General features: G+C 52.4%; 14 protein-coding genes and 1 tRNA gene. 9 read left to right on the top strand and 6 right to left on the bottom strand.

The window, feature by feature from the left end; all coding sequences use genetic code 11:
* The first annotated feature begins 14 nt into the window (after positions 1-14).
* From H3T89_RS01165 to H3T89_RS01185, 5 genes are all read left to right on the top strand, one after another.
* On the top strand, positions 15-2,171 hold the full coding sequence (locus H3T89_RS01165) for a helicase (RefSeq protein WP_198203498.1): 2,157 nt from the start codon (positions 15-17) through the stop codon (positions 2,169-2,171).
* Positions 2,168-3,232, top strand: a complete 1,065-nt coding sequence (locus H3T89_RS01170; RefSeq protein ID WP_198203499.1) for an HAD-IIA family hydrolase — start codon at positions 2,168-2,170, stop codon at positions 3,230-3,232. Before H3T89_RS01165 ends, H3T89_RS01170 begins: the two co-directional genes overlap by 4 nt.
* A gap of 182 nt (positions 3,233-3,414) precedes the next feature.
* Positions 3,415-3,558: a hypothetical protein gene (locus H3T89_RS01175; protein WP_157930020.1), complete on the top strand. Its 144-nt coding sequence runs from the start codon at positions 3,415-3,417 to the stop codon at positions 3,556-3,558.
* A gap of 11 nt (positions 3,559-3,569) precedes the next feature.
* Positions 3,570-4,364: a TlyA family RNA methyltransferase gene (locus H3T89_RS01180; RefSeq protein WP_198216179.1), complete on the top strand. Its 795-nt coding sequence runs from the start codon at positions 3,570-3,572 to the stop codon at positions 4,362-4,364.
* 106 nt (positions 4,365-4,470) lie between these two features.
* Positions 4,471-4,547: transfer RNA gene (locus tag H3T89_RS01185), tRNA-Arg, on the top strand.
* 164 nt (positions 4,548-4,711) lie between these two features.
* Here the strand turns inward: H3T89_RS01185 and H3T89_RS01190 are convergent.
* A complete protein-coding gene (locus H3T89_RS01190; RefSeq protein WP_198216180.1) occupies positions 4,712-4,912 on the bottom strand; it encodes a hypothetical protein in 201 nt (66 codons plus the stop codon).
* A gap of 473 nt (positions 4,913-5,385) precedes the next feature.
* Here H3T89_RS01190 and H3T89_RS01195 point away from each other — a divergent pair, with 473 nt between their 5' ends.
* Together H3T89_RS01195 and H3T89_RS01200 are read left to right on the top strand one after the other, a co-directional pair.
* Positions 5,386-5,679 (top strand): hypothetical protein, encoded by a 294-nt coding sequence (locus tag H3T89_RS01195; protein WP_198215984.1) that lies wholly within the window; start codon positions 5,386-5,388, stop codon positions 5,677-5,679.
* Between the two features lie 392 nt (positions 5,680-6,071).
* A complete protein-coding gene (locus tag H3T89_RS01200) occupies positions 6,072-7,004 on the top strand; it encodes a hypothetical protein (RefSeq protein ID WP_198215985.1) in 933 nt (310 codons plus the stop codon).
* A 1,846-nt stretch (positions 7,005-8,850) separates the two neighbouring features.
* On the opposite strand, the gene H3T89_RS01205 is transcribed toward H3T89_RS01200, so the two are convergent.
* The 4 genes from H3T89_RS01205 to H3T89_RS01220 all read right to left on the bottom strand — a co-directional run bounded on the left by H3T89_RS01205 (position 8,851) and on the right by H3T89_RS01220 (position 13,281).
* Positions 8,851-9,909 (bottom strand): LacI family DNA-binding transcriptional regulator, encoded by a 1,059-nt coding sequence (locus tag H3T89_RS01205; RefSeq protein WP_198203500.1) that lies wholly within the window; start codon positions 9,907-9,909, stop codon positions 8,851-8,853.
* 312 nt (positions 9,910-10,221) lie between these two features.
* Complete coding sequence (locus tag H3T89_RS01210; protein ID WP_015022049.1) at positions 10,222-11,664, bottom strand: MFS transporter; 1,443 nt, start codon at positions 11,662-11,664, stop codon at positions 10,222-10,224.
* A 61-nt stretch (positions 11,665-11,725) separates the two neighbouring features.
* The gene (locus H3T89_RS01215; RefSeq protein ID WP_110417350.1) at positions 11,726-12,670 is read right to left on the bottom strand and encodes a nucleoside hydrolase; all 945 of its coding nucleotides are present in this window, start codon (positions 12,668-12,670) and stop codon (positions 11,726-11,728) included.
* A gap of 155 nt (positions 12,671-12,825) precedes the next feature.
* A complete protein-coding gene (locus H3T89_RS01220; protein WP_143740777.1) occupies positions 12,826-13,281 on the bottom strand; it encodes a hypothetical protein in 456 nt (151 codons plus the stop codon).
* Between the two features lie 818 nt (positions 13,282-14,099).
* Between H3T89_RS01220 and H3T89_RS01225 the strand changes: the two genes are divergently transcribed.
* Positions 14,100-14,690: a helix-turn-helix transcriptional regulator gene (locus H3T89_RS01225; protein ID WP_015022045.1), complete on the top strand. Its 591-nt coding sequence runs from the start codon at positions 14,100-14,102 to the stop codon at positions 14,688-14,690.
* Positions 14,691-16,208: 1,518 nt separating this feature from the next.
* Positions 16,209-17,444 (top strand): MFS transporter, encoded by a 1,236-nt coding sequence (locus H3T89_RS01230; protein WP_269749193.1) that lies wholly within the window; start codon positions 16,209-16,211, stop codon positions 17,442-17,444.
* Positions 17,445-18,441: 997 nt separating this feature from the next.
* Here H3T89_RS01230 and H3T89_RS01235 read toward each other — a convergent pair.
* The gene (locus tag H3T89_RS01235) at positions 18,442-19,416 is read right to left on the bottom strand and encodes a helix-turn-helix domain-containing protein (protein WP_198203503.1); all 975 of its coding nucleotides are present in this window, start codon (positions 19,414-19,416) and stop codon (positions 18,442-18,444) included.
* Between the last annotated feature and the right edge of the window lie 133 nt (positions 19,417-19,549).

Raw genomic sequence — 19,549 nt, forward strand, 5'->3', positions numbered from 1 at the left:
AATTAAGGACACTGATGGCAGAAGAACACAATCATTCCCGGGGCGATCGCGGACGGGGCCGGGGCGGTTCGCGCCCAGGCGGCTTCCGGTCGGGCGGCCATCGCTCTTCGGGCTTCCACAAGGGCGGTTCGCACTCGGGCGGATACCGCTCCGGAGGCTATCGTTCGGGGGGTCACCGTTCCGGCAACTTCCGAAACCATGACAGCGAGGGCGGCGAAGAGCGTCGTTCCGAGAACAGGAATGGCCAGCGGCCCTTCCGCGGGCGCGGGCACGACCGGTTCGAGAGTGACAATCGCGGATACAGACATGACCGTCAGGATGGTCACGGCGGCTTCCGCAGGGATTCCGACCGGGATCGGCATTTTGACAGGCGTGACGACCGCCACGGCCGTCGGCAGGATGGCGACCGTCCACGTCGCGACTTCCATGCCAACGGGAATGGCGGATATGGGCATCGTGATCGTGACAACAACCGCGGTCGGTCGGGGTATGGCTACCAGCGGCATGACCGTGACCGTGATCGTGGCCAGGGCTTCCACGGGGACCGCCGTCGGAATGACGACTGGAGGTTTGATCGTCGGCAGGATGAGCGGTCCGGTGGGGATCGCCCCTGGAACAACCGCTCCCGTGATGACCGTCCACGTCATGACCGTTCACATGGGGATCGTCCCTACGGCAACCACTCCTATGGCGACCGTTCCCGTGATGACCATCGTCAAGGCGGCTATCGGGGCGACCGTTCCCGTGGCGACAGGTATCAGGGCCAGCGCGGCCGTGATGAGCGTCGTCGTGACGCTTATCGCCATGACGACCGCCGCGGGGCCTATCAACGTGACCGCCAGAATGGCTATGACCGTGGTCGCCGCAACTCTGACGGGACCATCTCCTACCCCTCGCAGAACCCCTACACGGATCGTCGGCCTGGCGAGCCCAAGATGCCCAAGGGCCTGGAATGGTCCATGCTCTCCAAGGATGATCGCCTGCGCCTACGTGGACTGAGCAAGGAGCACGCAGAGAACATCGGCCTGCACATCCTGGCCGCCTACGCGCTTGAGGAGACCGATCCCCAGGGGGCCCTGGCTCATGCCAAGTGGGCTGCCCGGCAGGCCTCGCGAATCGATCTTGCCCGTGAGACGCTGGCCCTGGTGGCCTACCGCCAGGGCGACTACAAGCTGGCCCTGAAGGAATTCCGCACTGCGCACCGCATGAACGGCTATTCCGATTACCTGCCCTTCATCGCCGACTGTGAACGTGGTCTGGGAAATCCCCGCAAGGCCATTGAGGAGGCCACCTCCGAGGAGGGCAGCCAGCTGCAGGGCGAATCCAAGGCGGAGATGTTCCTGGTTTATGCCGGAGCGCTGGGCGATCTGGGCCTGTGGGACAAGGCCATCGAGACCGTTCAGGCCCTGGTCAAGGCCCGCGGACTTAGTGGCGACTACCGGATGCGTGCCGTGCAGGCCGAGCAGAACTTCCTTGAACAGGCTGGTCGCAGCCAGGAGGCTCTGGAGTTGGAACCCCTGCTGGATCGGCTGGAAGCGGAGTATGCCGACGAGGATGAGGACGAAGATGGCCAGAAGGACGGACAGTCCGAGGAGATCCTGATTGACTATGACCTGGAGCACCTGGATTCGGCCATGATGGAGGAGCTCTCCATTGACCCGGATGGCGGTGACAATGATTCGGAGGAGGCTGATGTCACTGATGCATCCGATCAGGGTGCCGATGACAGTAAGGTTGAGGAATCTCCTGAATCAGTAGCTTCGAACGATTCAGCGGGCTCAACTGACACAGGTGGCTCAAGTGATTCGACTGAATCTTCCGATTCAGCCGTTATCCCTGACACGGTTGGTTCAACAGGTTCGTCTGACTCAGCTGGTTCATCCGGAATGCCGGAATCTGGAATGCGGGAATCATCAGATGCTGTGGAGGAATCAAGGGGAGAGTCAACCAGTCTTGATGCGCAAACTTCAGACGATGGTTCTCAAAGCGACAAAGTTGGTGACGAAACTGGCGTGGCTGTTACCGGTGAATCGGCTGCTGACGTCGGTGGTGACACGACGGTCCAGGCTGCAGGATCCGAGTCAGACACTATCGATGTTCAAAATGAGCAGGTCAGGGATGAGCAGGTCAAGGAGTCCGATACTTCTGATGAAGACAAGGCTGAATCGTGACCGTCTTCCTCAAAGGAACTGATGACGCTCCGGCAAAGACCTACCGTCTGGCCCTGCTGGACCTGGACGGGGTGGTCTACCGGGGCGCTGACCCTGTCGAGCATGCGGCCGAGGGCATCGACCGCGCTCAGACGCTCGGCATGCGCATGGCCTACACGACCAACAATGCATCCCGGTTTCCCCATGTAGTGGCCGATCAGCTGCGCGGGTTCGGTCTGACCCTGGACGATGGTCAGGTCATCACATCGGCCGTCGTTGCCGCACGAATGCTGCGCCGACACCTGCAGGAGGGAGCCAGGGTACTGGTTATCGGATCCGATCATCTACGAGATCAGATCCGCCTCAACGGGATGGTGCCCGTGGACAAGGCTGCAGATCAGCCAGTGGCTGTTATTCAGGCTTGGTATCCCGAACTGGGCTGGCAGGATCTGGCCCAGGCCGCCTTTGCCATCGAAAACGGTGCACGTTACTTCACCACCAACAAGGATAGGACCCTGCCCCGCGAAGGAGGTATGGCACCCGGCAACGGAGCCATGCTCCAACCGGTGATTCTGGCTACTGGCAAGCAGCCGGAGGACTCAGCCGGCAAGCCGGAATCGGCCATGTACGACGAGGCTCGGCAGCTGTTGGCTGGCAGCCAGGAGAAGAACTTGGACGTTGACCAATGCCTGCCTGTAGGTGATCGTCTGGACACCGACATCGAGGCAGCCAACCGGGGTGGGTACGACTCCATGGTTGTTCTTACAGGCGTGGCGCGAACACCCGCCATTCTGACTGCACCGGCCAAGTTGCGGCCGACTTATCTGGCTGAAGACCTGCGCGGCCTCACCTCGCCACAACCCCAGCCCAGTAAGGAGGCAGACCAGACATGGCACTGCGGCGGTCAAACAGCAAAAGTAGATGATGACGGGCATATCACCTTGCGTGCTCTTGAGGGAGGCGGCGATCCACTGTCTGATCTGGATGCTGTGCGAGCTTGCGCCTGTGCGCTCTGGGAGCACCAGGATCGTGGTGGAGACATGCACTCACTGGATCTGCCCGCCTTCGTCGTAGGGGCATAGCGGCCATGTCGGAAGAGGCCAATTCCGGACAGTTCGGAGCGAGTGGATCACCCCAGGAATCAAATCACTACGGGTTACCTGAGCAGTCCGGCCAGACTGGGCAGCCTGTAGGGTCTGAGTATTCTGGACGGTTCTCACAGGCAGATGATGAGGATACGACTGCATTAGCACCTGAAAAGCCCATGGATAAGCAAGCTATGGCCCCTCTCTTGGAGCGTTTCCCTGATTTGGCTGAATTGGACAATCTGGACGATGCACAACAGGTCGAGCTGCTCGGCAAGGTGCTGACGGGGCTCCAGCAGGACCTGAACCGGGAGGGCAAGTGAACGATGAGGACCTGGTCGTCAAAGCAGGGGCCGGTCGTAGAAGAACCGTTGCTCTTGCCCGCGACCGGCTTGACCGCATCCTGTCTGCGCAAGGGCTGACGGATTCGCGTGCCAGAGCCCAGGCTTTGATTCGTCAGGGTCGGGTTACGGTCAATGATCATCCGGCATCGAGGCCTTCTCAGAGCGTCCAGCCAGGCGATGTGATCCTTCTGGATCCGGGCGATGACTATGCCTCAAGGGGGGCGTTGAAGTTGGAGGGTGCCCTGACGGCTTTTGCGGCGCAGGGGATGCCCGGTCCGCGTGACAGGCTTTGCCTCGATATCGGGGCTTCCACGGGCGGTTTCACTGACGTTCTGCTCAGACATGGTGCGAGGCGTGTTATCGCCCTTGATGTGGGCCACGGACAGTTGTTGGAACGGATCGCCGCTGATCCTAGGGTGATTGACATGAGCGGTGTCAACATACGCGAAGTCCAGTCGGGAGACCTGCCGTATCATCCGGAATATGTGGTCTCGGATGTGTCTTTCATCTCGCTGACCTATGTCATTCCCGTCCTGCCTAGGTTGCTCGCGCCTGCTGCCAACTGCTTGCTGCTGGTCAAACCCCAGTTCGAGGTCGGACGTAGCCTGCTGGGCCATCATGGCATTGTGACGGACGAGGACCGCAGGCAAGAGGCTCTGGAACGTGTCTTGGCCTGTGCACGTGAGCATGGATTTGCTGTCCGAGCTACCATGCCATCGCCCATAACCGGTGCTCATGGCAACATTGAATATCTGCTCTGGCTGTCTTGGCCACAGTCGGCCTGAGGCCTATGGTTTCTCGCTTCCTGTGCGACACACCAGGCTGGACAGAATCCACAATTGCGGTAGTATTAATGAGTTGTCAAAAACGAGTTCCTCGTCAAGATGACATGCGCCAGTAGCCCAACGGATTAGAGCAGCTGACTACGGATCAGCAGGTTGCAGGTTCGAATCCTGTCTGGCGCACCACACGGAAGCCCTACAGCCACAACGGTTGCGGGGCTTTTCCTTTATCCGGACCAAGGCATGCAGGCCCCAAAATGTATACTAAATGTATACTAAATTGCATCGGATTATTCCGACACTCCCGACGCATAGAAAAAGCCCCGCCGGAGCGGGGCTGCTGATTCGCCTCATTTGAACAGGTTCCAGATGCTGACCGTGGTCTTCCGGTAGATCTTGTTGTACATGGCTTTCCTGGGGTTTTGTATCCATCCCATGCCTTTCCTCCCGTATCCGGGAATGAGGGCCTTCTTCGCCTGCCTCTTCCACTTGCCGGTGGTTCGTGCTTTGAGGGAGCGTCTGGGGCTGGGGGTGCGCATGCCGATCTTCATTGCCTTCACTTCTCTTGGTCTTCTATGGTAAGCATGACATTTTGCCCGGTAGACGATATGCCTATGCTGTATCCGTTCTTCTCCAGATATCCGCTGCCGTCGTCTTGCACTCGATCGTTCAGCTCATCAGCGGTAACGCCAACGGTTTTCGTGATGCACGATAGACTGGGCAAAGCCTCAGAGCTTATGTCCGAGTCCAATTCAGACATGTACAGTATGCTGTTCTCTTTTTTGTTGTACTGAATAGCATCGGATGCTTTGCTGCATTTGGCGTTGAGTCGTTTTACCGCATCGGAGCTCTGTTCTCCGCATGCAGCCTGCGAGACTGATGCGCATATCACCAGGAGCAACGAGGCCAATTCTTGACCATGTGATTTTTTGCATCGTCTGGGACTATCAGCAGACTACCAGCAAGATTAGAGCTGTAGTCGGATACCCTAAGCGCACGGGGAAAGGCCGACCTGTACAGCCAGATGGAGGATACCCTTCAGGGTGCGCCCGGCGATATCGGCCTCTGGGGACGTAGAGCGCCCCATCTGCTCGCCAAGCTGACAGTCCGGGTGGGCAGGCTCGCCGACGCTCCAAACCACGGACGCGACTACCGGCACCTGACCAATGCTCTCCACTGGGTCAGGGTGCGCACCACGCCATCGCGGACCGGATCATCCATGGACGGATGCCTCAACCCCAAGCGCGGAGCGGATATCCTAGGCCCTCTGACGACCAGATGGCCACCTGCCCTGTATGTGGCAGATTGTGGAGCATAACAGCCATCAGACAATCCAGGATGGAGGAGTTCAAAGGCAGGACCATCACCTGCACGCCCAGGGATGCCGTCGACCGGACTCGAGACAGATCGGATGAAAAATCAATCGCAAGCAGGTGACCCTGTGGATCAAACACGGGAAACTGCCCTCAGCAGTGAAAACGGAAGAGCCTGGTAAGTGTGTGTTCGACATCGACTAGCCCACAGCCTGCGCATACGCAACAGGACTAGACAAAACTGGTCCGTTGACGTGTGATTGCCACACAGGTTTTTTATTGTAAGGGGCGAGCAGAGATGCCCGGACCTTTCGTATGATGTGGCTGCTTGTAGAAACGTATTTCCGGATTTTGTTGTATTCTTTACCCAGCTAAACTTGTACGAAGGAGCAAGGTTATGGCTGGGAAAAGAAGAACCGTATATTTCTACACCGGTGAAGAGACAGATAATAAGGGCAATGTCAAGGAATGGGATCCAGCTGAGTGGGAGCGATTCTTCAATGAATATAACGAACCATGGAAGTCATACTTTTTAGGGAAAAATTATTATGAAGGAGAAGTTGGCGAAAGCTCAACTCCGGTAGCAAGATATTTTCACCTTTTGAAGCCTAGGTCGCTTCACGATTGGCCGGAAGGCAAAGATGTACAGGGGAATACACAAAGCCTGGGTGTCAATAGAAAGGCACTCGGGTTGAGCGAGATTGATGAATACACATATTTGCTGCCGGTGGAAGGCACCAAATATGTGGCAATGTTTCGCTCGTCGGCCGGCCCGACATCCATAGCGGCCGCTGAATGGATGACACTTCACTTGAATCTGCAGCAAAAAGGCCGAAGGTTTGTGTTTAAGCCCGTCCTTCGCAAGAATGCCAAGGAAAAACTCCAATCTGCAGTAGGCGTAAGATCCTTGTATGTCCAGTTCGAGGGACAACCGTATGGCAAGTCGGAAAGTCAGATTGAAAAGGGGGTAGCGGTCGCAGCATCGGGAAAAGGGTTGGCTGGGAGTGACAACATGAAGATTAATTTAAATATCACCCTCGATCGCACGCAGAAAGAGGGCCTTGCCGTTGACTGGCTACTTAAAGAAGCCGGGATACTCGCGAAAGGTGTAAACGGCGGATTACCTGGGGCACACGTTTCGCGGTTAAAGGTCAAGACACTCCAGCCTGGCAAAGATGGCAAAATCAAGGTCGAGCAGGTTGACTTTTTCAAAGAGAGAATGACAGTGCGAACCGAGTTCGGCGACGCTGATGAAGCCATGGATCCGAACCAGATTATTGCTGGAATGTATGATGCAATTCGTAAATTCCGGAAGAAGTCAGGACAGTAATGATACTGAGTAGGACACAAGCAGGGTGTTAATACGAGTCTTAAACTGAAATCTCTTCTACGGAGAGTTAAAGACCACTCGACAATAGTGAATACCGTATTATTGTCGTACTCCAATTTCACTTATGCTGACTAATATATCCGCTATATCCGCGACTCCCAATTTTGTGAAAACGATAGGCAACTTCAATACAGGGAATCTATACATAGCCATTCCAACCGTCGCAGCACCGCCGGTAAGCGTCGCTGACGTAGTGGTCGTTCCGTCTTGCCTACGAGCTGGAATCTTTCAGGGGACTGGGAATAAGCGCAGGGGATGCCATGGTTAGCAACTGGCTTTCCATAAGCTACCGCAGGTTCATCAGCGCAGCATAATTACCGGAGGCATCATCGATTGATATTTTAGGCAACACGAAGCTAGCGCCGTGGTTTTTCGGGCTTTCCGTGCTATTTTGCGCTCACCTAGCCGTCGGACTGCTTTGCTGCTTCTATGTTTGATTAGGATCGTCCAGCATGACGACGTGCACGATGCACAGCATGAACTCGAACGCAGATGAACTTGGCGTAGCCTGTTAACGTGCAAGGGTCGGAACCCGAAAGAGGCTCCGGCCTCTTCTTATACCTGCCCGCAGGTGCTGTTTGCCTTCCTTCGTCTTCCTGCGGGCCCCCTGCCTGGCCGCGCCACAACCCCTACCTCTGGACGCGAGCTAAGGCTACACATCCATATCTCTCCAGGAATGGCTATGCCAAGCAGCCACTGCAGATGGCAGACCTCGCGCAGGCGCGACCGGCTGCCCGGCGACTTGCAGCGGATCAGAGCCAAGGACAAAGCCGGGGCAGGCGGCAAATGCCAAGCCAGACACCATGCGGAAGGTTGCAACCGAATAGGAACCGATAGCGACCATAGCGTCTCAGGGGACGACAACAGTTGGGCAACCTTCAATGGCTTTCAAACGCTTGCCATAAAACATAGACAGAAAGAGAGGCAACGGCGCGCAATGCATGGTATCGTGAAGTCCGGCTCCATCCCGCCGAGACAAATCCGGGATCGATCCAACCTGTCCATAGTTCGGCGATTCCGGCAAAAGCACGATTTTGTGTGACACTTGGGCGGCAAAAGTCCTAACACGATAAAAGCACCTCTGAAGAGCAAGTCATCATCTACATTACTTGAACGGGTCCCGGAGGTTAATTATGGTCATCCAATAGATTTTGTTGTAGGAGGTTTTCGCGGAGTTCTGTATCCCCCCCCCCCCATGCTTTTCGTTCCACATCCGGGAGTTAGGGCTTTCTTAGTCTGCCATTTTCGCCGGCTCAGATTCTCGCCTTGGGGGAGGGTCTGGGGTAAACGTTCGGATGCCGAACTTCATTGCTGCGGATACTCCTATCCGTGGCTTTCGTTCATTCGTGGGTAGCAAAGGGTTCAATTTAAGGAAGGTACGTCATATGACCCCGTCCTGCTTTTTATCTTGATTCAATGTGCACGGAAGCCAATTGTTTTCTGCCATGCTGGATTCCGAGGATTGGTGCATCTCGTTACACTGTGTGTCGTCTCTATGGATGAGTTGCCACCGTTTTGCAGCCACGATATTCAAAGAGCTGTCAATATGTCAGGATCGTAATTTCTGGTTCTTGTGGGTTGATGTCGAATTCGGTAAATAGCTGTGTATTGGATGCTCATGTCCTGGTCTTGAGCAGGTCGGGTCAAGGAAAATTCTGGACACTATCCAGGATGCAGAATAATTAAGCACCGGCTCTAATATGTAAGATTTTCCATTTATCACACGTATCTGTCTATGTCCCATTTTGCAACAGACGACTGTTTAGTAGTGCGTTGTTGAGGATGATCAATCTGTTTTAGACGGAATATTTCGCACAGAACCGCGGTAGACCACCGTTGGTTCGAGAACATGCGTGACAGGCGATTCCAACCAGGTCTTGTTCCTAGCGTCTTTTTGCAATTCAGAGATTCTACGCATCATTTGCGAGGAGCATGTTTTGGCCATTTCGGCGATCCCTTGATCGAAGGTTGTCAGGTTCTGCCCAACCCCTAAATGATTCAAAGTATTATCGTACCCGATGAGAGAACAGTCATCGGGTATTTTCATTCCACGTTCATTTAATCTGTTAACAAAACCAAGAGCCATCAGGTCGTTGCAACAGAATACGGCGGTTGCACCCTTGTCGATCAGTGAATCCGCTGCTTCATAGCCGCTGCCGAAGCGATAATCTCCATTGACATCGAGCTCTGGATTAATGGGAAACCCTGCTTCTGAAAGACCGTCCAGAAAACCAGCCTTGCGGGCCTCCGAGGTATCGGATTCCCTATCACCGGATATGCATGCTATGCGTGTATGACCGTGACGTACCAGTATTTCAGCAGCTTGTCTTCCACCTGAATAGTTATTTGAACCCACGCTATCGCACCAGTCCATCCCAAGAAGTCTATCGGTGAGGATCACTGGGCAACTCATCCGAGTAACTGCTGCTTTAAGATCAGCGCTATTCCTTACGGATTCTTGAGAGGGGATCAAAAACAGTCCATCGATATCCTGTGAGTCGAGTTGAATTAACAACTCATGCTCGATTTTCTCCTTGTCGTCGGAGTTGGCCACTATCAGTGAATATCCATATGACCGGCAGGTGTCTTCAATACGTTTCGCCAGCGAGGCGAAGAAGTAGTTTTCTATATCGGGGACCAGCAGGGCTAACAGCATTGAGGTATTTGTTACAAGACTGCGAGCATTCTGATTGGGAACATATTTTAACTTCTTTGCAGTCTCAATGATGAGTTTCCGTTTGTTCTTGGACATGCGGATAGGTCTATCATTGAGAACCAAAGACGCGGCGGCCACCGATACGCCAGCGGCCGAAGCAACATCCTTCAACCTCACTCGTACGCTCATAGCCGCTCCTTTTGTTTTATCCAAGTACTGTCTTATAAGACAATTCGTTGTCGACTCTTGCTGTAAACCTACAATAACAAGCAATTCGCTTTTGGACCGGGGCTGCTGGGGAAAGAGTGAACATATGTTGTTTCCCTGGGTGGTAAGGGCCCTATTGCTTTAGAAAAGTGCTTCTACAGAGGGAAACATTGGTAGGTCATTGGTGGAAGGCCCGGTAACGATTGTCTTTTGATGATCGCCACCAGGCCTTACTCATTCTGTTTAACTTACAAATATGATTGTCGCCGCGATGGGGCTATAAACTACTGATCATCACCGCTCATTCTGGAGGTCGGTACGAGAGCCATATAGCTTGTGACGAAGAATGAGTACCAGAACGACACCTACAATCAGGGTACCAACCGAAATGAGAGCCAGATTGGAGTATGTGGCACCCGCTCCGGTTTTCCCGATCAAGCTGCCTTTCGACAATGCCGGATTGGCCATCAGACTACCGAATACAGAGATTCCGATAGAACCGGTGGTGTTCATAATCAGATCATTCAGGCCAACACCACGTCCGGATTCGTCCTTATGCAGTGTTCCCAGAACCGTATCAACCAAAGGAGAATACAGGAAGGCCTGGCCGCCGTTGAAGAAGATGGGGGCAATTGCCATGAAAATCGTGTTCTTCTGGGCTAGGAATGCAACCATCAACATGCCAATGGCCATTGAAGTAGCAGCGCAGATAATTGATGCCCCACGACCGATCTTGTCGACAATGAAGCCGGAGCAGCATCCCACGATGACTGCAACGACAGGTCCCCATACGATGAGCAGGGACACCTTGGCGGAATTGATGGAATAAACATCGCGGCCAATGGCGTTGAGCATGGGCGAGAACCAGTTCGGCGTGAAATCAATGACGAAGACCAACAGGCATCCCAGCAGCCAGGGGACATTACGGAAGAAGCCGGGCGTGATGAAGGGCTCCTCCACCTTGTGGATGTACACCGCAAGGGCTGCAAACAGCAGAATGGAGACGATCAGCATCCACCACGCATTGAATGAGAAGAAGAGCGTGAGGAATGCAGCACCGCCACCGAAGAGTATGAAGCCTGGTACGTCAATCTTTTTCCCATTACCGCTATCGCTGGGGAGGTTGTGCATCAGGATCGGGATAAAGAAGATGGTCACCACGGGAATGAGGAAGAGGAATTGCCAATGCAAGGTGGCCAGCCACCCACCTGCCAGAATTCCAATGACGTTGGAAAGCTGGAAGGCTGCAGTGAAGACGCCGAAGAATATGACCTTTAACGACGGTTTCAGATACTTCGTAGCCACCACCAGATAGACGGAACCAGCGACCTGTTCGCCTGCCGTTTGAACTGAGCGGGCGATTATGACCACCCACAGATTGCCGGTGATGAAAAATGTGGCTAGGAATCCGAGAATCGAACCTGTCAAAAGGAAGGCCATGCCCACCATGACCATCTTTTTCAGCGAAACGAAATCTCCGAGAGATCCGTAAATGAAACAGACAATGCCGAGAATGATACCCGGTATTGCCGTGATGAGCGAGGCATGTGCGGGATCACCCACGTCTTGGCCAACTTGTTCGAAGACCAGATTAAATGCCTGCATGCACAATGTGCCCAGCACGAAGGTTATGAGGAGGGGAATCAAGGCTTTGACGGCAGCCCTGTTCGTAACTTCTGGATCTTGTCTGGGATCGAATTTATCAAGAGCTTCAGTTTGAGTATTTTGTGATGACAAAGTAGTTTCCTAACCAACCGATGCCGGGCGGCTATTGCCCGGCAAAGTTTGACGATTGTTTTCAGCGGCAGGCGGCACTTGTGCGGGACATGAATTCTTTCAGGAACCGGGGAACGTCGACCTGTACCGCGACCTCCATGGTCTTTCGTGGATCATTCAAGCGCGTGTTGTCACCGATGGTACGGCCTCGGGTAGGCCCATCCACGTCTACTTGCATGTTCATAGGCAGTGTTTTTACGAAGGTGGGATCAATGGCCACTGCGGCAGCGAGAGGATCATGCAGACCGCATCCATGAAGGTGAGGGTGGAATTTCGCATAGGCGCCGATGTAGAAATCAGTCATGTCAGCCAGGAATCTGGAGCCAGCAGTATCCATGTCGCGCCATTGCTGAGTTTCCTTCTTGGTCAGCAGCGTCTGGAGGGTGACATCCAGCCCGATCATTTTTGCGGGGATACCAGACCGAAATACTCTGTTTGCCGCTTCCGGATCCTGGGAGATATTTGCTTCCTCCCAAGGATTGACATTGCCGCAGACCGTCAAGGCTCCACCCATCAACACCACTTGACCAATTTGGTCGACGATTTCAGGTGCACGCTTAATTGCGGCATCCAAATTGGTCAATGGGCCGGTGGGAACGTAGACCAGATCCTTGCCATAGGTCTTTACGGAATCGATAATGAAATCGACAGCGCTGGTTGTTTCAGGTTCCTTATTGGAGTCGGGAATTACTACTTCGCCGATGCCGTTCTTGCCGTGAATATCCGCGGATGGAGTCAGAAACTCGTCTTTGTCGCTTGGATGGTCGATGCCGGGATAGACCGGGATTTCGGGATGGCCCAGCAGACTCAAAACGGCCAGCGAATTCCGCAAGCCCTGCTTGAGCACCACATTTCCGTAAGTGCCTGAGATTCCCAACAAATCAATGTCAGGGCTCCCAAGGGTGTAGCTCAGGGCCAAGGTGTCATCCACGCCTGTGTCCAAATCGAGAATCATCTTTTTCGCCATTGTGAAGCTCCTTCTACTCTGACTGGCTTTAATAGCGATTTCTCAACAAGCTCAGGCTTTCTCCCTGACTTGAACTTGCGTCAAAACACTACATTGTATTGATAAACCGTTATATCAACGCAACAAATTCATGATAAAACGTTAAATCTAACTTGTCAAAGCAACGTCTGTTCGAACATATATCGCGCGATACATTTATTAAATGAAATATGTAGAGCACTCAGCAAAAGAGTCTTATGGGCCAAGAATGGTGTTCCGCCCAAGGGCCAGATCGTGAACCAGCGCTTGCCCAAAGGAGTGTGTAACGGGTAGAGATTCACATGGATGGGTCCATGGCGAAAAGTTGTTCTGGCTGGAAAATACTTGTGAGGACCTACCTGTTCCCACGGCTTGATGACCTGCTGATTAAGGGCATTGAGAGCAAGACGATAATAATATAGGAACGCATAGGGCTGGAGGCTAGAAAGCTTGTCTTGATATTTGGGGCGGGAAGATGAACTGGACGGTGCTGCTGTCCAGGATGCCACAACCGGTTTTCTGGAGCGGTTGCTTGTGAAGTCGACCCGAATTGTGTCGGTGTCCTGCGATTTCCTCCTGAATCCGACTTCCATGGAGGACACCTCGGCGTACTCTGAGGCATTCGGAATATCTGGCGAAAACGATGAAATACGCTGCTGCGATGATCTTGGGACCCAAGGAGCCTGTGTCAGGCAAATAGAACATACCGTTCCCGGTCGGGGTTTCCGAGTGCCATGGCGTTGAGTATCTGGTTGTCCACTCCGAAGCAGCCGTTGTTTCCCACCCACTCCATGGCAGGCTCATAGTGGTTCTGAGTTCACGTATTGTATTGTCTCATGTCGGTGTCATGACGCGGTATGTAAGCCACTTATCCGAGCTGCCTTTCTTAGGATTGCTTTCGCAGATGGCCACCATTTCCAGGAGAAGACCTTTGGAATCTACGCCGATGGTTATCCATGAACCGGCTCCATTGATTATTGATGCGCAGCACATAGTAGATTTCCGTGCGTGAACCACCTCCGCCTTCATAATCTCCCGATGTAACTCGCGGATCCTGGGGGGTATGACTGGGTCTTCTCCCACCGACTGCATGTCCTTATCCTTGTATCGCGTAATTGCATGACGATACTCAGGGCTTGGCAATGGGCGCCGGGAGGCGGGTGTGGTTGGTGTGGTGCTGATAACCCGTCCGGGGTGTTTCCCTCCAACCTGTGTTTAGGTTGAATTATGCTGATAATCCTTGAAAAACAAGGGTGTCAAAAACTTTTGGCGGGGGAATTTTTGGTATGGAGGGGGTGTGTTGATAACTTGAAGGGGTCGGACCTGCGCAGGCCTCGATGATGCAGGCACATGGTCATCAACCAACGATCGGCCGGCGGACGACGGCCAGGGGAAGGCGGGTGGCAGGGGTATGGAACTGGGCAGTCAGATTCGCCGGTATCGCTCGGAGCGAGGCATGTCCCAGGACGATCTTGCGGGGAGGATATTCGTGTCCCGCCAGACCATATCCAACTGGGAGAATGATCGTACCTACCCGGACGTGCAGAACCTGCTCCTTTTGTCCGACCTTTTCGACGTGACCATCGATCAGCTGATTAAAGGAGACCTCGACACCATGAAGCAGGCATTCGATAAAGACGTACGAAGCATGAAGATCCTGAATATGATCCTCTATGGCTTGGCCGCGGCCATCTTCATCGTGGATGGGCTGACGCTGTATGGGGTTGCAGTTGCCAAGCGGGAGTGGCCGTGGCCGCTTTCGCTCATGGGGCTCCTCGCCCTCCTGGTCCTGTTGGGAATGATCATCGGCCTTGAGGAGAACATTAAACGACGAAACGATATCCGGACCTACAGGGAGATCAAGGCTTTCCTGGCAGGTGAGGAGGTGGACCGGTCCGATCGAGGCCATGCGCCCAGCCTGCGCAAGAGGCTGTTGTTGCTGCTGCTCGTAATGGTGGTCTGCGCTGTTGCCGGGTATGCTCTTGCGGCCCTGCTCTGGTGACAGCCCTCCTCGGCTGGCAATAGGAAACGGGGCTTTACCTGTACCAACTGGCCTGATGAAGCCACAACAAGAAAGCGGCATTTTCTGTGCCTTCCAGGCGCTCAGGGTGCTCACCGGTATCACCAGGATCCCGGCAGTCCCTGCGTGTATCAGTGGCTTGGTCGGCGTCGTGGCCGTGTTTTTTCTATTCGTTGTTTCTTGTGTTTGGCTTATACCTGTTCCTACGAGTTAGTGTGCGCCACCGTGAGTTCGTGCTGGTTATCGCTAAGTGAATTGAATTGATATCTGACACTTGGATGCCGGTATGGCAAGTCATTATACATGACAAGTGGTCGAAGTCCGCTCAGGTCACAACGGCGGGCGGGTATGACGGGAAGCTAGGGCTTCTTCGTCCATGAAGTGCTTGCTGGCCATGCATGCCGAAGAGCCAGGGAAGGAGAAGGTGCCCGATGAATTCATATCTAAGGGCTTCAAGCAAAGGTACATGCTGGCAGGCGTGCCGGAGGATTGCAGTCACCGCCCGGCGCGAGCATTTCCGCTACCACGCAGACGATGAAGTGTTCATGGGAGATTGAGGACCGTATACGGTCGAACCGATACACGGCCTCCGGAACTCCTGCAGGCTCTTCAGCAAGGTCGCACACCTAAGGCAGCGTGGTCTGATTGGCACGGTCAAGGGTTCAACCAAGGGATTGTTAATTGCAATCCTGCATTGGATAAAAGTTCGCTTTCCAGAAACTTCGAAATTGATATACAAATTATTCATCAATTTTTTGATAAAGGTTTGTTACTTTTGTACTCCGAAGCGATCCTATTATTGTTGCCAACTTCAAAACTGTAGATCAGAAGTTATCCGAGCTATAATATTTTAACAATTATACTTCTTCCTATGTAAGTTGTTCCTTTGTGCAAAACCGGGGAGAACGCGAGGGTCTTTCGTGTTGCTCAGATAAACAAATAGTCTAATTTTTGTGAATGCAAATAAGGATAGACGATAGATAGCATATGACAATTGTCTCTAATCTGAGATAAACAAGGTTAACAAAAGTTGATCATTTAGAGCAACTATTCTGGTCTCGCCCCAGGGATTCAATCAATCCATCGTCTTCAGGTGAAACCTTGAAATTCTATACAAAGCATGTTCGGCAGACCTAAACCGTCAATTCTAATGAGCAGTTATGCCCCCCCCCCCCTCCCCTCGCCGGGTACTACTGCATGCGGGGGAGTGGTAGCAACTGATAGGAAACTTTCACTCATTCCCCAATCATGCCCTACCTGCGCAATTGGTTCGGTGTAAGAGGATAATAATGATTTTGTTAGTCATCCAAATCCGTTTTTTAAATAAATTCTGACGTATACAATTACTACTATTTGATTGAGTCGAATGAGATCATGGGCGAATTAACGGTGGAGAAACAAGGAGAGCAGTAACAATCTGCACAGATGTAGTTGCTCTAGAACGAGACGTTCACTCAGATCGAGTAATCCTAATTGGAGATAAAGGCCTCGGATATTGACATGGACAATTTGCTAAAGGACAGGAACAACAGATTATATCTTTCCTCGGTAGTTACAGATAACTGTGGGAGCTCTTTAATGATGTTTGCATTACCTCTCATAGTGCTGGATATAACAGGTAGCGGAATACATCTATCGTTCATCTCTGCAATCGAAACAATACCGTTCCTTATTTTGGGTCTTCCGATAGGTGCGATAATAGACAGATTAGATGTAAAGAAGATCATGATCTTTAGTGACTTGATCAGACTGCTGAGTTATTCGGTTCTTGCTATCGCTTTGGCATTGAAAGCATCGTCGGCATTTATGATTTTTATCATTTACACAGTTTCGCTTGCAGTAAGTGTGATGAATATCTTAAGCACGGTGTCGGAAATTACTTTTGTTTCATTCTTGGTTGAAAAAGAAAATTTTTCGAAATTAAACAGTACAGTTTACGGAATACAGTACGGTGTGAATTTCGCGCTACCTATACTAGGGGGAGTGCTGTATAAATTCATTCCTCAAAGTTTGTTGACTGGCATATCTGTTGTTTTCTATTTAATCAGTCTATTGCTGGTGAATAATATAATCCTCATATCTCAGAGCGACTCTTCTGCAAGGTTTTCCTCTATTAAGCACGGTGTAAATGCAGTATTCACAGATATAAAGGATGGGGTGCGATACACTGCTAAAATCCGTGCTGTTCTGTACCCTCTTGTGCTTGCCGCCTTGGTTAATATAGCATCGGCTAACTTCCAGAACGATAGTCTGATAATCTTACGTCAACAAATGGGTCTTTCTTCTGATCAAATTGGTTTGATTTTGTCAATCGCGGCAGTCAGTGCTTTGATTGGAACGGTTGTAGTAAATTGGTTAAATAAAAAGATCGAGTTTGGCCAGCTTTTGGTACTGTCGATTATTGCCGGTTCTCTTTTTCGGGCGGTATTCGCATTAAGCGCTAATTTAGTAATTTTAGTTTCTTCAATTGCATGCATTGCGATTAATGAGTCGATTCTTAATATCAGTATAATCACGAATCGACAGAATGAAGTTGGGCAAGAGTACCTTGGTAGGGTCACGAGTATATACAAGGCAGTTCTAATCGGGGTGAATTCTATAGGCTATTTATTTGGCGGATTTGTTGCCAATAAGATAGGTTCAAGATTAGGTATCGGAATATCGGCGGTTGAACTTTTTGTAGTCTCAATGATAAGTCTATTCTTGATGACTTTTGTGAGGGTGCGTAATGATTAGTTTCACCATAAAGGGTATCCATGAGGACTTTATCGATGAAGAAAATGGGTATATCTGAGATAGGCGGCGGGATACTGCAATTTTGAGCTTGACTCGGTGAAGTAATGAGAGTTCCGTCTGGTTTGTCCATTGCTGTTTGGTGCCGGCGCACTGCCTTTTCAGCCACGCTGCATGGAGAAGATGAGACTCAATGAAGGAGTCCGAAGTGACCATGTCCGGTACCGTTCTGGAGTCTCATCGATATCCGCAATATGTTCTGTACCATGCAACTTTCATACAAACCTAAAAGCGAAAGGCGGCCACTTGGTCGTATTTTGCGCCACTAGAGTGTCGAACACAGAAGGTGAAGTCTGCTGTTGCGATGATCCTTCCACCCAGAGTGCCACTGTCGATGAAGTGGAGCGGACCAGATTTTGATCAAACTTCTCCGGTCGTGCGTTCATCATGAAAAGTGCGAAAGCCTGGCGGGGGCTGCGTTCGGTTATCGCGGATAAACGCTAAGAAGAATATCATGTTACTCGAAGACCCATCCAGTTTCTTCGACACTGCCAATGTCTATCCGCATGGGAATACCGAACGATACCTGGTCCAGGGCCTGAAGAGGTATGCGAAGTAGGACGGAATTGCCACTGCCCCAAGTCTTCTTCATGCCCGCAAACCCACCATGCAGCAAATCGACCATAGCCTAGAACGTCCGGGAATGGACTACGTAGACCTCTATATCAATCACCGCTGGGAATGCCTTGCATCCTCGAAGAGGATATGGATGCTCTGCACAATCTGGTGAAAGCGGGAAAAGTACGTTACCTGGATGCAATCGCCATGTACGCCTGAAAGTTCCAGAAATAACGATTCGCAGCGGCAAGCCACGGATAGGCTCCTTCGTTTCGATGCAGAGCCATATGGACCTGATCGATATGCGAGGAGGAGCGTGAGATGGTTCCCATCTGCCAGGACGGGAACATCCGCAACTGCGGAAGCTTCGATTGCGGCGAGACTAACGAACACGGTTGCAGTGCTCGCGCCAAGTGATTGGGGCAACCCCGGTTTCTCTGGTGAAAGCCGCGCTGAATGAACTGGGATGCATATATCCGACCTGCCTGCCAATCCAGGCAATGTCCTCACCAGTGGACAAGAGAAGACGGCGGGCCCGGTCCATTCTTTGCTCTCTGATGTACCGGGCCAGACTTACTCCGGTCTGATGCCTGAAGGCGAGGCATAAACGGGTGCGTCCCACATACAGTGATTGGGCTATCCGATCGATGGAGAGATTGCCGCCCAGGTTGGATTGGATATGGGTTTTGACCTGCTGGACCAGTTCGTGGTCGTGTGAGGATTCGTGTCTTTGCACAAGTGCAGAGGAAGCCTGGGCCAACATTGCCATGAGGAGGTCGATGTGTGCTTTTATAAGGAACTCCGTCCGGCCCGGCCTTCCGGGGGCAAATGATGACAGGGCGGTTGAAGCGGCCAGTGCAATATCGGATGGCCAGGGTTGGCAGAAGGCGTCAAAGAGTCCCTTGACCTGGCCGGGCCATTGGTTTTCCAGCTCCATGAAATAGTCGGGGAGGATGCAGATGCTCCGGGTCCGCGAGCGGGAGCCTGCCGGCATATGGTTGGTGACTGTTCCCGCCTGCTGTACCAAGGAGACCATATTGCCCTCCTGCTTCGTACATGGCTGCAACCCATAGGGAGCGTGGTTGGATGCCGGGCTTTCATCCAGGGTCAGGCAGGCGTAGTCGGTCATGGCGTACTCGCTGAAATTCATCTCGCGCAGGAAGGTGATGTCGTGCCATATGACCAGGCAATGAGGACCCGCTGGATTGGCTTGGAATCTTCCCTGACAGATGTCGCCATTGACCTGCCCTTCCAATCCTCCCGATCGGTGATGGAGTTCCATGCCGAGTTGCTCCGCCTGGGGGCGATAGAGGGTCTGAATCTCGCGGGATTCGGAGTATATCGTGTGGTCTGTCATGGCTCACCTGGTTTCATCCTGCCGGCTTTATGGCGATCTCGGCGGACTTTCGTTTTCGTTCGCACCTTTTATGGATTCATTCGGCGCTCTGTGACGGTCTTCCGGGCATTGACTTCTCAGATTACGTTCGATG

The sequence above is a fragment of the Bifidobacterium sp. W8114 genome (assembly GCF_016101165.1).
Classification (GTDB): domain Bacteria; phylum Actinomycetota; class Actinomycetes; order Actinomycetales; family Bifidobacteriaceae; genus Bombiscardovia; species Bombiscardovia asteroides.

Coding starts and splice junctions, on each gene's coding strand:
- H3T89_RS01165 (WP_198203498.1), top strand. CDS start 15: ATGGCAGAAGAACACAATCATTCCCGGGGCGATCGCGGACGGGGCCGG.
- H3T89_RS01175 (WP_157930020.1), top strand. CDS start 3,415: ATGGATAAGCAAGCTATGGCCCCTCTCTTGGAGCGTTTCCCTGATTTG.
- H3T89_RS01190 (WP_198216180.1), bottom strand. CDS start 4,912: ATGAAGATCGGCATGCGCACCCCCAGCCCCAGACGCTCCCTCAAAGCA.
- H3T89_RS01195 (WP_198215984.1), top strand. CDS start 5,386: ATGGAGGATACCCTTCAGGGTGCGCCCGGCGATATCGGCCTCTGGGGA.
- H3T89_RS01200 (WP_198215985.1), top strand. CDS start 6,072: ATGGCTGGGAAAAGAAGAACCGTATATTTCTACACCGGTGAAGAGACA.
- H3T89_RS01205 (WP_198203500.1), bottom strand. CDS start 9,909: ATGAGCGTACGAGTGAGGTTGAAGGATGTTGCTTCGGCCGCTGGCGTA.
- H3T89_RS01215 (WP_110417350.1), bottom strand. CDS start 12,670: ATGGCGAAAAAGATGATTCTCGATTTGGACACAGGCGTGGATGACACC.
- H3T89_RS01220 (WP_143740777.1), bottom strand. CDS start 13,281: ATGGAAGTCGGATTCAGGAGGAAATCGCAGGACACCGACACAATTCGG.
- H3T89_RS01225 (WP_015022045.1), top strand. CDS start 14,100: ATGGAACTGGGCAGTCAGATTCGCCGGTATCGCTCGGAGCGAGGCATG.
- H3T89_RS01230 (WP_269749193.1), top strand. CDS start 16,209: ATGGACAATTTGCTAAAGGACAGGAACAACAGATTATATCTTTCCTCG.
- H3T89_RS01235 (WP_198203503.1), bottom strand. CDS start 19,416: ATGACAGACCACACGATATACTCCGAATCCCGCGAGATTCAGACCCTC.